The organism is Achromobacter sp. 01N37 (genome assembly GCF_056399725.1).
This window is the reverse complement of sequence record NZ_JBFTRX010000015.1, coordinates 89241-102076: the sequence shown is the minus strand read 5'-3', so window position 1 is coordinate 102076 and position 12836 is coordinate 89241. Positions and strand designations below refer to the sequence as shown.

Annotated in this window: 12 protein-coding genes; 6 read left to right on the top strand and 6 right to left on the bottom strand. The window is 65.7% G+C overall.

Features of this window, described 5'->3' with window-relative positions:
* The first annotated feature begins 59 nt into the window (after positions 1-59).
* Entirely contained in the window at positions 60-542 is a 483-nt protein-coding gene (locus tag AC1DSJ_RS25030; protein WP_054422625.1) for a YajQ family cyclic di-GMP-binding protein, read from the top strand.
* Between the two features lie 16 nt (positions 543-558).
* On the top strand, positions 559-1464 hold the full coding sequence (locus AC1DSJ_RS25025; protein ID WP_054422624.1) for a LysR family transcriptional regulator: 906 nt from the start codon (positions 559-561) through the stop codon (positions 1462-1464).
* Positions 1465-1552: 88 nt separating this feature from the next.
* Here AC1DSJ_RS25025 and AC1DSJ_RS25020 read toward each other — a convergent pair whose 3' ends face one another.
* Positions 1553-3001 carry an AlkA N-terminal domain-containing protein gene (locus AC1DSJ_RS25020; protein WP_054422623.1) on the bottom strand — a complete coding sequence of 483 codons (1449 nt, stop codon included), beginning with the start codon at positions 2999-3001 and terminating at the stop codon, positions 1553-1555.
* A 148-nt stretch (positions 3002-3149) separates the two neighbouring features.
* On the opposite strand from AC1DSJ_RS25020, the gene AC1DSJ_RS25015 reads away from it, so the two are divergent.
* The 4 genes from AC1DSJ_RS25015 to AC1DSJ_RS25000 all read left to right on the top strand — a co-directional run bounded on the left by AC1DSJ_RS25015 (position 3150) and on the right by AC1DSJ_RS25000 (position 7025).
* Entirely contained in the window at positions 3150-3704 is a 555-nt protein-coding gene (locus tag AC1DSJ_RS25015; protein WP_441372353.1) for a methylated-DNA--[protein]-cysteine S-methyltransferase, read from the top strand.
* 83 nt (positions 3705-3787) lie between these two features.
* Complete coding sequence (locus tag AC1DSJ_RS25010; RefSeq protein WP_245636303.1) at positions 3788-4729, top strand: DUF3829 domain-containing protein; 942 nt, start codon at positions 3788-3790, stop codon at positions 4727-4729.
* A gap of 118 nt (positions 4730-4847) precedes the next feature.
* Positions 4848-5933 (top strand): tartrate dehydrogenase, encoded by a 1086-nt coding sequence (locus tag AC1DSJ_RS25005; RefSeq protein WP_346551117.1) that lies wholly within the window; start codon positions 4848-4850, stop codon positions 5931-5933.
* Between the two features lie 111 nt (positions 5934-6044).
* Entirely contained in the window at positions 6045-7025 is a 981-nt protein-coding gene (locus tag AC1DSJ_RS25000; protein WP_175170064.1) for a Bug family tripartite tricarboxylate transporter substrate binding protein, read from the top strand.
* A gap of 21 nt (positions 7026-7046) precedes the next feature.
* On the opposite strand, the gene AC1DSJ_RS24995 is transcribed toward AC1DSJ_RS25000, so the two are convergent.
* The 5 genes from AC1DSJ_RS24995 to AC1DSJ_RS24975 all read right to left on the bottom strand — a co-directional run bounded on the left by AC1DSJ_RS24995 (position 7047) and on the right by AC1DSJ_RS24975 (position 12756).
* Positions 7047-7652 carry a phosphatase PAP2 family protein gene (locus AC1DSJ_RS24995; protein WP_441372352.1) on the bottom strand — a complete coding sequence of 202 codons (606 nt, stop codon included), beginning with the start codon at positions 7650-7652 and terminating at the stop codon, positions 7047-7049.
* A gap of 90 nt (positions 7653-7742) precedes the next feature.
* Positions 7743-8171, bottom strand: coding sequence for an arsenate reductase (glutaredoxin) (arsC, locus tag AC1DSJ_RS24990; RefSeq protein WP_054422618.1), 429 nt, complete (start codon positions 8169-8171; stop codon positions 7743-7745).
* Between the two features lie 124 nt (positions 8172-8295).
* Positions 8296-9894: a PepSY domain-containing protein gene (locus AC1DSJ_RS24985; protein WP_441372351.1), complete on the bottom strand. Its 1599-nt coding sequence runs from the start codon at positions 9892-9894 to the stop codon at positions 8296-8298.
* Positions 9895-9925: 31 nt separating this feature from the next.
* A complete protein-coding gene (locus tag AC1DSJ_RS24980) occupies positions 9926-12127 on the bottom strand; it encodes a TonB-dependent receptor (RefSeq protein WP_441372350.1) in 2202 nt (733 codons plus the stop codon).
* Positions 12128-12327: 200 nt separating this feature from the next.
* Positions 12328-12756 carry a DUF2946 domain-containing protein gene (locus AC1DSJ_RS24975; protein WP_054422616.1) on the bottom strand — a complete coding sequence of 143 codons (429 nt, stop codon included), beginning with the start codon at positions 12754-12756 and terminating at the stop codon, positions 12328-12330.
* Positions 12757-12836: the final 80 nt, after the last annotated feature.

Genomic DNA, 12836 nt, shown 5'->3' with positions numbered 1-12836 from the left:
TAAAATAGGCGAACTTATGGTTTCGCCTATTTCATTCATCCCCCTACAGGACCCGTGTCATGCCTACTTTTGACGTCGTCTCCGAAGTCGACAAACACGAACTCAGCAACGCCATCGACCAAGCCAACCGCGAACTGGCCACCCGCTTCGACTTCAAAGGCACCGACGCCAAGTTCGAACTGGAAGGTTTTGTCGTGACCCAGGTTGCCTCCAGCGCGTTCCAATTGAAGCAGATGCTCGACATCTTGCGCGGCCGCCTGTCGGCGCGCGGCATCGACGTGCGCTGCCTGGACGTGGCCGACCCCTTGGAAAACCTGGGCGGCGCGCGCCAGAAGGTCACCATCAAGCAGGGCATCGAGCAGCCAGTGGCCAAGAAGCTCATCGCCGCCATCAAGAACGCCAAGCTCAAGGTGGAATCGCAGATCAACGGCGACAAGCTGCGCATCACCGGCAAGAAGCGCGATGATCTCCAAACCGCCATTGCGCTGTTGAAGAAGACCGACGTCGACCTGCCCTTGCAGTTCGAAAACTTCCGCGACTAATCCCCGGCCCGCCGCCATGGGGCATTCCAGCGAACTGCAACTGGTGGTGGAACTGGCGCGCGCCGGCGGCATGTCCGCCGCCGCCCGCCAGCTGGACGTGACCCCGGCAGCCGTCAGCAAGCGGCTGGCGCAGATCGAAGCGCGCCTGGGCGTGCGGCTGTTCAACCGCAGCACGCGACGGCTGAGCCTCACTGCCGAAGGCGAGGTCTACCTGGAAAGCGCCCGCCGCATTCTGGGTGAAATCGAAGACCTTGATCAACTTATCGCCAGCCGCCAGGACAGCCCGCGCGGCCGGCTGAAGGTCAACGCGCCGCTGGGTTTTGGCCGCAGCTACATCGCGCCCGCGATTGCTGACTTCGCGAAGCTTTACCCCGACGTCTCGCTGCAACTGCAACTGACTGACAGCCCTGCGGACTTCGTGCAAGACGCGTTCGACGTGGCGGTGCGCTTTGGTGATCAGCCCGACACCCGCTTGATTGCCCGCAAGATTGCGCCGAACCGCCGTCTGGTGTGCGCATCCCCCAGCTATCTGAAGACCCATGGTGTGCCGGTCACCCCGCATGATCTAACGCGACACCAATGCATCGTGTTGCGGCAGAACGAAGACGCCTACAGCTTGTGGCGCTTCACCAAGGGACGCCGCAGCGAAACCGTGAAAGTGCGCGGGGCCTTGAGCAGCAACGATGGTGAAGTGACGCTGACGTGGGGCCTGGCGGGGCTGGGCATCTTGCAGCGCGCCGAGTGGGACCTGGCGCGCTATCTGCGCAGCGGCCGGCTGGTGCGCGTGCTGGAAGACTATGCGCTGCCGCAAGCGGATATCTATGCCGTGTTTCCGGAACGGCATCACCTGTCGGCCAAGGTCCGCGTCTTCGTGGATTTTCTCGTCAACTACTTCCAGCAGGACGCGGACGCGCGCTGGTAGCGATCCCTAGCGCGATCCCTAGCGCGGCCCATAGCGCGGCCCATGGCGCGGCCCATGGCGCCGCCGATCTCTCCGCCCCTGTTAGCGTTCAGCCCGCCGACCACAGATGCTGCGCAGCATACGCACGCCACGGCCGCCACGACTCCGCACGCGCCAGCAATTGCGCGGGCGTATACGCGCGCGATTCCAATTTCTCCAGCGCGCGGATCAGGCCGATGTCGGCGCTGGGAAACGCATCCGGCTCGCGCAGGCAGCGCAAGGCGATGTATTGCGCCGTCCATTCGCCAATGCCGCGTATCGCGCGCAGGCGTTTGACCGCGTCGTCCAGGCTGCTGCCTGCGTCAAACAAATGCGGGTCGGCTACCGCGGCGGCGGCCACCGCTGACAACGTGGCGGCACGGCTGCGCGGCATGCCCAGCACAGCCAGCTCCGCCGGGGCCACGGCCTCGGGAGTGGGGAACACATGGGTCAAACCGTCTTCCGGCTGGGCCATGGCGTCGCCATGTGCAGCCACCAATTTTCCCGCCAGCCGAATCGCGGCGGTCACCGTGATCTGTTGGCCCAACACGGCGCGCATGGCGAGTTCGAAGCCATCCCACGCGCCCGGCACGCGCAGGCCAGGGCGCGCGGCGATCAGCGCCGCCATGACCGGGTCGTGCGAAAACTGCGCGGCCAGTGCGACCGGGTCGCTGCCCAGATCAAACACGCGGCGCAAGCGCGCGATGATGGCCGGCAGCGCATGCAGGCGCGGAAAGCGCACGGTCGCTTGCAGCGCGTTGCCGGTGCCGGGTTGCACGCTGACTGTGCCTTGCATGCCGTCCAGACTGATCGTGCGCGTATAGCGGCTGCCATCGATGCGTTCAATGCCGGGAATGGCGCGCAGCCGCAAAAACGCCAGCATGGCCTCCCAGTCATAAGGCGGCCGGTAGCGCAGCAGCAACTGGATTTCGCCACGCGGCCCGGCGGGCACATCGGGCTTGCCGGATCGGCGCAGGTCGCCCGGCGTGCGGTCGAACAAAGTCAGAAAGATCTCGTTGAAGCGGCGGATGCTGCCAAACCCCGACGCGAAGGCGATTTCGGCCATGGGCAGGTGCGTTTCGTGGATCAACTGCTTGGCCAACAACACGCGCCGGGTTTGCGCCACAGCCACGGGGGACGCGCCCAAATGCTGGCGAAATTGGCGGCGCAATTGGCGTTCGCCCACGCCCAGTCGGGCGGCCAGCGCATCCACGCCGGCCTCATCCAGCGCGCCCAGCTCAATCAGCCCCAAGGCGCGCGCCACGCCGTCGGGCAAGTCGGGCGCGGGGCCGAGCTCGGGTGCGGTCTCGGGCCGGCAGCGCAGGCAGGGGTGAAAGCCCGCCTCTTGCGCCGCGGCGGCGGTGCCGAAGAAAGAGACGTTCTTGGACAGCGGCGTGCGCGCCGGGCAGACGGGGCGGCAATAGATGCCCGTCGTCTTCACGGCGGTGAAGAAGCGGCCGTCGTAACGGGCGTCGCGCACGCTGATGGCGCGGTAGCAGGCGTCGTGGTCAAGGTTCATGCCGCCATGCTAGCGCTGCGCATTGAAGGAAATCTAGCGGTTTTCGGACACTGTTGTTGGCCTGACATTGCTGTCCGAAAACCGCCAGCACGCCGCCGGAACCCGCCCTTATAGTGGCCGCATGCCTTTGCAGCCAATGGAGCTTTCCATGAACGCCACGACTCATCACTTCACGCTTGAACGCGTGCCGACGCCCATCGGCCTGATGCTGGTGCTGACCGACGCACAACAGCGCCTGCGCGCGGTGGACTGGCAGGATTTTGAATCGCGCATGCACACGCTGCTGCGCCGGCAGTACGGCAACGCGGCCATCACATTGCATGACGCCGCACACGCATCTCCCGCGACCCGGGCGCTTCAGGCGTACTTCGACGGGGACGTACACGCCATCGACACGCTGGATGTCGCCACCGGCGGCACGGACTTCCAACGGCAGGTGTGGCAGGCGTTGCGCGGCATCGCGGGTGGCGCGCCCATCAGCTACAGCGGCCTGGCGCAACGCATTGCGCGTCCGACCGCTGTGCGCGCCGTGGGGCTGGCCAACTGCGCGAATCCGATTGGCATTGCGGTGCCGTGCCATCGTGTCGTGGGCGCGAACGCGTCGCTGACCGGCTATGGCGGGGGACTGCATCGCAAGCGCTGGTTGCTCGACCATGAACAGAAGTGGTCGCGTATTGAAAACAATTGTGACAGGCCAGAATGACTTTGTAGCGTGTTAGCGGATGCCCGGGCATATGATGCGTTCCCTTTTATGGAGAACAGATGTTTATGTCGCGCCCCTTGTGCATGTCCGCCCTTCTAGCCGCTACGTTGATGCTCGCCGCGTGCGGCGATGACACCGCCAAGCAGGACGCGAAGGCTCCCGAAGCCAGCACCGCCCAGGCCGAGATCGTCAAGTACAACCAGTACGTTGATGCGGCCAACGGCATCACGCAGTCGTTTGACGAAACGCTGTCCCAGTACGAGCAGTACATGGTGCCCAAGCTGGCCGACAAGAAGCCCGTGAAGGACTACGTCATCGGCAATGACATCATGGTGTTGCGCACCAAGGAAAAGCTGGACAAGGCGCTGGCGATGAAACCCGCCATTCCCGAGATCGACGCCGCCGCCAAGGATTTCTCGCAAGCGCTGGGCACGCTGGCCCCGCTGAGCACCGAGCTGCAAAACTACGCTGCCGCCAAGACCTATGTGTCGGATAACGGCGCGCTGGCGCGTGAAAAAAGCCCTGCCTATGTGTCGGCGCTGACCGCTGTCGCGAAGGCCGAGAGCGCGTTCTATCACGGCATCTCGGTGAAGGACACGGCCAACACCAAGGAAGCGTTCGAGAAGGCCAAGAAAGACACCGTGGCGTATTACCGCGCCGGCATGGTGTATTACGCCAAATCCACGCTGGATCAGGCGACCGGAATTTTTGACGGCACCGGCCTGGGCGACAAGAAAGAGGCGTTCACGCAGCAGCTGGACAAGCTGAATGAAATGGCGCTGGGCTTTGACAAGAAGACCCGCGAAGCCGATCCCAAGGGTTGCGCAAGCACGATGATGAAGGCCAATTCCCTGCTGGCGGCGGGGCGCAAAGTGCTGGAGAACACCGACAGCGGACGCTACAAGCAAGACGCCGAACGCACGGGCGCGTTCAAGAGCTTGCGCCCCACGATCGTGGACGACGCCTACAGCCTGCGCCAGAACTTCAACAACTTGATCAACAACCTGAACGTGAGCCGCTGCTGATCGCAGCGAGCCGATCTTCAACCTGAAGTTGAAGATGTTGTGAATGGCGCTGCGCGCACGGCGCGCAGCGCTCGGTACATTGCCGACAGACCCTTATCAGCAAGGAACCTGTCGGCCCATGAAAACCTATCGCATCGCAACCATTCCCGGCGACGGCATCGGCAAGGAAGTCATTCCGGCCGGCCAGCGCATCATGCAGGCCCTGGCGCAAGCGGGCGGCCTGCACTTCGAATTCCAGAACTTCGACTGGGGCGGCGACTACTACCGCCAGCACGGCGTGATGATGCCGGCCGATGGGCTGGACGCGCTGCGCGGCAAAGACGCCATTCTGTTCGGCTCGGCGGGCGACCCCGACATTGCCGACCACATCACGCTGTGGGGCCTGCGCCTGAAAATCTGCCAGGGCTTTGACCAGTACGCCAACGTGCGCCCCACGCGCATCCTGCCCGGCATTGACGCGCCGCTGAAACGCTGCACGCCTGAGCAACTGAACTGGGTGATCGTGCGCGAAAACTCGGAAGGTGAGTATTCGGGCGTGGGCGGGCGTGTGCACCAGGGCCACCCTATCGAAGCCGCCACCGACGTGTCGATCATGACGCGTGCGGGCGTCGAACGCATTCTGCGCTTTGCCTTCAAGCTGGCGCAATCGCGTCCGCGCAAGTTGCTGACCGTCGTCACGAAATCCAACGCGCAACGCCACGCCATGGTGATGTGGGACGAGATCGCGCTGCAAGTCAGCCGCGAATTCCCGGACGTGACATGGGACAAGGAACTGGTTGACGCCGCCACCGCGCGCATGGTCAACAAGCCGGCGTCACTGGACACCATCGTCGCCACCAACCTGCACGCCGACATCCTGAGCGACCTGGCCGCTGCGCTGGCCGGCAGCCTGGGCATTGCGCCCACGGGCAACATCGACCCCGAGCGCCGCTATCCGTCCATGTTTGAACCCATCCACGGCTCTGCCTTCGACATCATGGGCAAGGGCCTGGCGAATCCCGTCGGCACCTTCTGGTCGGTGGTGATGCTGCTGGAACATCTGGGTGAACACGACGCCGCAGCGCGCTTGATGCAGGCCATCGAACAAGTGACCGCTACGCCCGCGCTGCATACGCGCGACCTGGGCGGCAACGCCACGACCGATGCGGTGACCGAGGCGGTGTGCGCGCTGTTGACGGCGGGCAAGCAGGTGAAGGCGGCGTAGCAGGCGGGTTGGCAAGACCACCGGAATGCTTGACTGCGGGCATCAGACCCGCAGCGCAATTCCGGCCATAGAACAAGAAGCGAAGTTCATTCGTATCCCAAGGAGACAAGCATGTTCAAGCGAATTTTCCGCGTGCGCACGTGGGCGGTTGCCTGCGTGTTAAGCCTGCCGCTGGCGGGCGGGGCCATGGCCCAGTCGTACCCGTCCCGGCCAATCAGCCTGGTCGTGCCGTTCCCGGCGGGCGGCACCACCGACGTGCTGGCGCGCGCGCTGGGGCAGGAACTGGCCAAGAGCCTGGGCCAGCCGGTGGTGGTGGAAAACAAACCCGGCGCGGGCTCGACCTTGGGCGCGGACTACGTCGCCAAGGCGGCGCCCGACGGCTATACCCTGCTGATGGGCGCGGTGCATCACACCATCGCCACCAGCGTGTACAAAAGCCTGCACTACGACTTCCAGAAAGACTTTGCGCCAGTGACGACGGTGGCGCTCGTGCCCAACGTGCTGGTCGTCAACCCGAAGCTGGACGCCAAGACCGTGCAAGGGCTGCTGGCCTTGGCGAAAGCCGCGCCGGGCAAGCTCACCTATGGATCAAACGGCATGGGCACCGGCCAGCATCTGATCGGCGCGCAGTTTGAACAGGAAGGGCAGGTGAAGCTGCTGCATGTGCCGTACAAGGGCAGCGGGCCGTTGACGACGGATCTGCTGGGCGGCCAGATCGACATGTCGTTCGACACCATCACGCCCGTGCTGGCGCATATCCAGAGCGGCAAGTTGCGCGCGCTGGCGGTCACGACCAATCAGCGCTCGGCGGCCTTGCCGGACGTGCCGACGATGGAAGAGGCGGGCATCAAGCCGTTCAACATGGGGACGTGGTTTGGCGTGCTGGCCCCGGCCGCCGCGCCCAAAGAGGTGGTGGCGCGGCTGAATGCCGAGATGGTGAAGATCATCAAGTCGCCGGATTTCTCGCGCCGCATGGCGGAGATTGGCGCGGTGCCGATTGGCGATACGCCGGACCAGATGCGTGCGCGCATCGGCGCCGACACCGAGAACTACGCCAAGCTGGTCAAGGACGCCAAGGTAGCCATCAATTGATGGCGCGCTACGGATGCTGATCTACGCGCGTATCCAGCCGCGCGCAATCGGCAGCGCCAGCACTTTGCGATAGATGCCTTGCGCCGCCAACGTCAACGGCGCGCCAATGCGGGTCCACACCGGAGCCGCGATGGCCGCCGCGACGGGCGCCAGGATCAGCCCGCCCACGATATCCAGCGGGAAATGCACGCCCAGGTATACGCGCGATGTGCCGACCACCGCCGCGCCCAGCAAGGCCACCACGCCCCATGCCGCCCAGCGCCGATCAAAGATCAGCGCAAAGGCAAACGTGGCGATGATGATGGTGTGGTTGCTGGGAAATGACGACGTCGGCTTGTGCGGGAAGAACGTATGCCCCAGCCCGATCACGAAGGGACGCGGATGCGGCAACAGCGCGCCGCACGCATAGCTGGCGACCAGCGCAACGCCGATGCTGGCCAGCACTTTCAGGGCCAGATTGCGCTGCGCTTGCCCACCCCACAGCCACATCGCCGCCAGCGCGCCGGGCACCAGCAGGATCAGCTGATTGGCCACCAGCATGGCGGCATGAATCCGCCATACAGGGGTGGCCGGGTCGGCATTGATCAGAAGAAAAAAGGACTGGTTGAAGCTTTCCAGGAAATCCATGACACGTCATCGCGGCGTAATAATCAATAGCCGCGATGGTAAAGGGGTTTCCCGTCAGTCCGCTTACAAAATGCGGCGGAGTACGCCCTTTTACTTCTGGATGCGTTTGCCGTTGGCGTCGATGACCGCTTCGCCGTCTTCCTTGGTGAACGCGCCTTGCTGGGGCGAGGGCAGAATGTCCAGCACCAGCTCCGACGGGCGGCACAGGCGCGCGCCCAGCGGCGTGGTGACAAAGGGACGGTTCAGCAGAATCGGGTGCTGTTCAATGGCGTCCAGCAGCGCGTCATCGGACAAGCTGGTGTCGTCCAGGCCCAGCTCCTGGTACGGCGTGCCCTTTTCACGCAGCGCGTCACGCACGCTGATGCCGGCCTTCTTGAACAAGGCCTTCAAGGTGGCGCGCGACGGCGGCGTTTCCACGTACAGCACCACCGTGGGCTCAATGCCGGCGTTGCGGATCAGCGCCAGCGTATTGCGGGACGTGCCGCACTTGGGGTTGTGATAGATGGTGACGTCTGACATGGAAGGCTCCTGAATAGCGGTGATTCGTCATGCAAGACGGTGAGCATAGAGCATTGGGTGGGGGGCGCCCAGCCGGGGGCGCCTAGCCGGGGGCGCCCAGCCGGGGGCGCCTAGCCAGATGCCCTCAGCCGCGCAGTTTCTTGCCAAGCCGCCGCCACCCGATCACTACACCGGTCAGGCTCAGCGCCGCCCCGCCCAGGCTCAGGAAAATCAGCAAGGCATCCCAGAGCGGCCGGCGCGACAGCAGGCCCGTCCAATCCCAGCTGTGGAGAAAGGCGAACAGCCAGCGGCTGACGCGTCCGCTGCGGTCTTGCCGGCCCTGAATCTGGCCGGTGTGCGGGTCCAGATAAATCCAGGTGGCCTGCGGGTTGTCGTACACCAGCCGCCAGACGGGCAGCGGCTTTTCAACATGGCCCAGCATCGCGTGTTCGTCGCGCGCGTAGTAATACACGTCGTACTGGCGCAGCACCTGCACCTCGCGCAGCGTGGCGCCGGGCAGCAATAGCGTGGCCGCCTGGCGCAGCTTGGCTTCGTCAATGGCGTAAGGCGTGGCTTGGGTGGCCGACAGCACTTGCGGCGCGCCCGCCGCGCCGCGCGCCAGCACCACGTCCTGGCCCGCGTTGCGCGCCCAGCTCAACTCACGCGGGGCGGCGGGCAGGGCGGCGATCAGATCGCGTGGCGACGCCAGCGGCGCGTTGGCCGCCGCATTGGCCGACCCAGCGGCAGACCCAGCGGCCGACCCATCGGCATAGGCGCTGCGCGCCAGCGGGGCGGCGGTGCTGGTGAACACCTTCCACGGGTTCATCGACATCAGCCCGCTGAAAATCCACGTGATGGTGATGGCGGCAAACAGCAAACCACTGATGTGATGCCAGCGCATCATGTTGTCGCGGTAGGGCGACCGGCTGCCGCTGGCGTAAGGCCGCGAAAACCGCCAGCGCAGCATGCCCACGATGGTGCCCGTCAGCGCCAGCACCACGCCCGCCACCGACAGCCACACCACGATGTCATGCCACCACGGGTCCAGCGCGTTGCCGCGAAACATGTACAGCCAATGGACCCACGCGCCCACATAGTTCCAGGCGCGCTCGTTGCGGGTGGCGTCCAGCACCACCGCGCCCGTCGCCGACGACACGTACAAGCGCGTGCGCGCGGGGTCGCTCATGTCGATGCGGTGCAAAGGGCGATGCACATCCAGTGCGCCCGAGTGGGTATAGACGTCCTCGTCCACCAGCCCGTCGTAGTGCGCGGCGTACGCGTCACCGAACCAGGCAAGCGCCGTGGCCTGCGCGGTCGTGGCGTCCGCCTTGGGCAGCAGCAGGCCGGTGGCGGCGTCGACGACTTTGGGCGCGGCGGGGCTTGAAGCCGGGGCGGAACCCGGCATCGACCCCGGCACCACATACACCGGCGCACCGCCCCGGTTGGCAGACAGCTGCAAGCCGGGCGCGTCTGCGCGCGTTTTCCCGGCAGCCGCCAGCGCCTGCTCGGGCGTGATGGCGATCCGCGTGGCGTCCAACGGCGCCAGATGCGTCAGGCGTTCATGAGGCGTGAGCTTGGGATAGCCCACATACATCATCACCACGCCGCTCACGAACCACATGGCGAAGAACAGGCACAGCACGACGCCGGCCCAGCGATGGATCAGATAGAGCCAGCGCTTGGCGCGCGTGGACAGCGGCGGCCCGGCGGGGCGAGCGGAAGAACGGGGCGATGTGGCGCTCATGGCATCTCTACACGGCGGAGCTAGGGGCGGACTAGAAGCGGGCTTGCAGCGACAGTTCAAACGTGCGCGGCGCGCCCAGGTAGAACATCGTCGGGCTGGCGTTGGCCGCGTAGACCTTGTCGGTCAGGTTGCGCACGCGCGCCGTCACGTTCAGGTTGCGGTTCACCCGATGCGACAAGGCGGCGTCAAACACCGTGTACGACGGCGCCCACACCGTGTTGGCGGCATCCGCGTAGGCGCGGCCCACGTAGCGCGCGGCGACGCTGGCGTTCCAGTCGGGCACGAACGCGTAGTCCAGCCACACGTTGGCCAGACGGCGCGGCGTGTTGACCGGCACGTTGCCATTGCGCGAGACGGACACGCCGCCCACCGATTGCGAGAAGTCGTCGTACTGCGGGTCAACAAAGGCCACGTTGCCTTGCAAGGACAGCTTGGACGTCAGCTGCAAACCGCCCGCCAGTTCAACGCCGCGCGCCGACTGTGCGCCCACCGGAACGCTGACGCCCGGGTTGTTGGGGTCGGTCGTCGAGATGTGTTTGCGCTTGATCTCGTAGAGCGCCACGGTGGCGGAACCGCGCCCGTCCCAGAAGTCGAACTTGCCGCCCACTTCGGCCTGCGTGCCGGTTGTGAGCTGGTCGTTGTTCAGCACGTCGGCAAACGATGCGGTGGCCAGCAGGCCCGACGGAGGGTCCGCGGCCGTGGCGTACTGCGCGTACAGCGACGCTTCGGGGCTGACCTGCCAGTTCACGCCCAGCCGCCCGGTCAGCGGCGAATAGCTGCGCGACGCGCTGGCGGGCGAGGCGGCGGTGACGGCGCGGCGGTTGGTCAGGTCCAGGTCGATGAAGTCCTTGCGCAAGGCCGACACGATGGCCACGCCGGGCAGCACTTCGGTGCGGTTCTCCAGCGTCATCGCAAAGGTGCGGATGCGGTTGTCGCGGTCGGCTTTGTGGCCGCGCGTCATGCCGGGGATGTCGTAGAAGTTGCCGGGCGAAAAGTCATAAGGGTCGACGGCGTCGACTTGCGCGGGCAGGCTGGTGGGAAAGCGCGTGACCTTGTTCACGCTGATGTCGGCGCCAAACGACCAGTCGCTGGGCAGGCCGGCCACGGAAGAACGCACCAGCCCTTCCACACGGTTGCCCACCAGGCGTTGTTCGTGACGCTGCAACAGGGCGCCGGAGCGCTGCACCAGCGTGTTGCCCGTATTGAAGCGGTAAGTTTCCAGATTGCGGAAATCGCGTTCGGCCTGGTAGTAGTACAGCGTGTTCTTCATCGTCACGGCCGAACTCGCGCGCCATTCGGTCATGGACCGCGCCCACCACACCGTCTGCTCGTACAGCCCATCGTTGACGTTGTAGTTCTTGAAGCGCGTGCCATCCATGATGTGGCCCGCGCCTTGCACAACGCCCTGCGCGTTCGTCATCAGCGGCGTGCCCCAATACGGGCGGTCGACCTGTTCGCGTTGATATTCGAAGGCGAAGGTTTGCGTCACGTCGCTGCCCAGGTCGGACAACACCGATGCCGCAATCTGGCTGGCGTGCGAACGGTTGCCGTCCACCCAGCCGTGGCTGGACCCGGTGTTGGCGTCGATGCGCAGATAGTGGCCACGCCCGCCGGCATCGCCCGCCAGCTGCTGGTTCAAGCCCACCGACACCTGGCGGCTGTCGAAGGAACCCAGGCGCAACTGGCCGTCGTAAAACGTATCGCGCTCGGGCAGCTTGGTGACGTAGTTGATGGCGCCGCCCACCGCGCCCGCACCGAACAGGAAGGTCGACGGGCCGCCGATGGCTTCCACGCGGTCGTAGATCCAGCTGTCCACCGGACGCCCGGCAATGGCGTCGTATTGCACCGAGATGCCGTTGAACAACTGCGACACCTGGCCGCCCGAGAAACCCCGGTAGCTGACCGCGCCGGCGTTGCCGGGGGGCGATGCGTTGTCCACGCCGGGAATGCCGCGCGCAATCTCTTGCGTGCTGAGCGAGCCGCGCGCTTCGATCTGCTCGCGCGAGATCACGGTGACGCTGGCGGGCGTTTCGCGCAAGGTCAGGCCCAGGCGGCTGCCGGTGCTGTCACGGGCATCCAGGTTGACGGGGCCGTTGGGCGCGGGGTCAACGTGGCCCGCGCCGTAGACGGTGGTGGCCGACAGCGTTTCCACGGCGGGTTCGGAGGTCAGCGCGTGGGCAGAGCCGCTGGCAAGCACGCCAAGCAGCAAGGTGTAGATCGTGGTGTGTTTCATGTCTGAAGCCGGCGGACCGGCGCACGGACCCCGCGCCCGGCCTGAACACAGGCGAGGCACAGCGGGCCACAAGGGTCTGGATGACGGCACGGCCGCCCGCGCATCAAGATGCGAGCAAGAGGCGAGCAGGGGGCGTGCAGCGGGGAGACGCGAGGGGCGGGCGCAAGCGTGCCGTCGTCAGACGGCAGACGTGCTCCGGGTCAGTTCGCGGGGGGCGCGCGCGGCTGGGCCGCGCTCCAGGCATGAAGGGGGGCGGCCGCCAGGAAGAACAGCGGCGGATACGTGATGGCGCGGCCCACGGGGGCGGGCACGACCGGCATGTTGGTGGGCAGGATGCCGACGTCTGCGTGCGGGTTGCGGCACAGCGGGCAGTGATGGCCGTCGGCGTGGGCGTCGGCTTGTGTAGAGTCTTGGGCGTCGTGGCTGTCGTGCGGGACGTCCAGCGTGACGGCGCCTTGCGCGTTGCCGTCGCCTTCGCTTGCGCAATAGTCAACGGTGATGCGGTGGATGTGGTGGCCGTCCGGAGACAGGCTCAGCGCTTGCGCAATCGACGGCGCCAACGACGCCCACAGGATCGCGGCAAGCGCGATCCACAGCGAGGGGCGGGTCAGGAAAGTAGCGAAGCACATGGAGCCGGATTATATCGGAGCAGATTTGAAATCTGCGCACAATCTCAAGGAAGGCTTAAGCGCCTGCCCGCGGCCCCGGT

What these genes read in the sequence shown, in the direction of transcription:
- AC1DSJ_RS25025 (WP_054422624.1), top strand. Translation starts at nt 559, where the DNA reads ATGGGGCATTCCAGCGAACTGCAACTGGTGGTGGAACTGGCGCGCGCC.
- AC1DSJ_RS25005 (WP_346551117.1), top strand. Translation starts at nt 4,848, where the DNA reads ATGAAAACCTATCGCATCGCAACCATTCCCGGCGACGGCATCGGCAAG.
- AC1DSJ_RS25000 (WP_175170064.1), top strand. Translation starts at nt 6,045, where the DNA reads ATGTTCAAGCGAATTTTCCGCGTGCGCACGTGGGCGGTTGCCTGCGTG.
- AC1DSJ_RS24975 (WP_054422616.1), bottom strand. Translation starts at nt 12,756, where the DNA reads ATGTGCTTCGCTACTTTCCTGACCCGCCCCTCGCTGTGGATCGCGCTT.
- AC1DSJ_RS25010 (WP_245636303.1), top strand. Translation starts at nt 3,788, where the DNA reads ATGTCCGCCCTTCTAGCCGCTACGTTGATGCTCGCCGCGTGCGGCGAT.
- AC1DSJ_RS24995 (WP_441372352.1), bottom strand. Translation starts at nt 7,652, where the DNA reads ATGGATTTCCTGGAAAGCTTCAACCAGTCCTTTTTTCTTCTGATCAAT.
- arsC (WP_054422618.1), bottom strand. Translation starts at nt 8,171, where the DNA reads ATGTCAGACGTCACCATCTATCACAACCCCAAGTGCGGCACGTCCCGC.
- AC1DSJ_RS24985 (WP_441372351.1), bottom strand. Translation starts at nt 9,894, where the DNA reads ATGAGCGCCACATCGCCCCGTTCTTCCGCTCGCCCCGCCGGGCCGCCG.
- AC1DSJ_RS24980 (WP_441372350.1), bottom strand. Translation starts at nt 12,127, where the DNA reads ATGAAACACACCACGATCTACACCTTGCTGCTTGGCGTGCTTGCCAGC.
- AC1DSJ_RS25020 (WP_054422623.1), bottom strand. Translation starts at nt 3,001, where the DNA reads ATGAACCTTGACCACGACGCCTGCTACCGCGCCATCAGCGTGCGCGAC.
- AC1DSJ_RS25015 (WP_441372353.1), top strand. Translation starts at nt 3,150, where the DNA reads ATGAACGCCACGACTCATCACTTCACGCTTGAACGCGTGCCGACGCCC.
- AC1DSJ_RS25030 (WP_054422625.1), top strand. Translation starts at nt 60, where the DNA reads ATGCCTACTTTTGACGTCGTCTCCGAAGTCGACAAACACGAACTCAGC.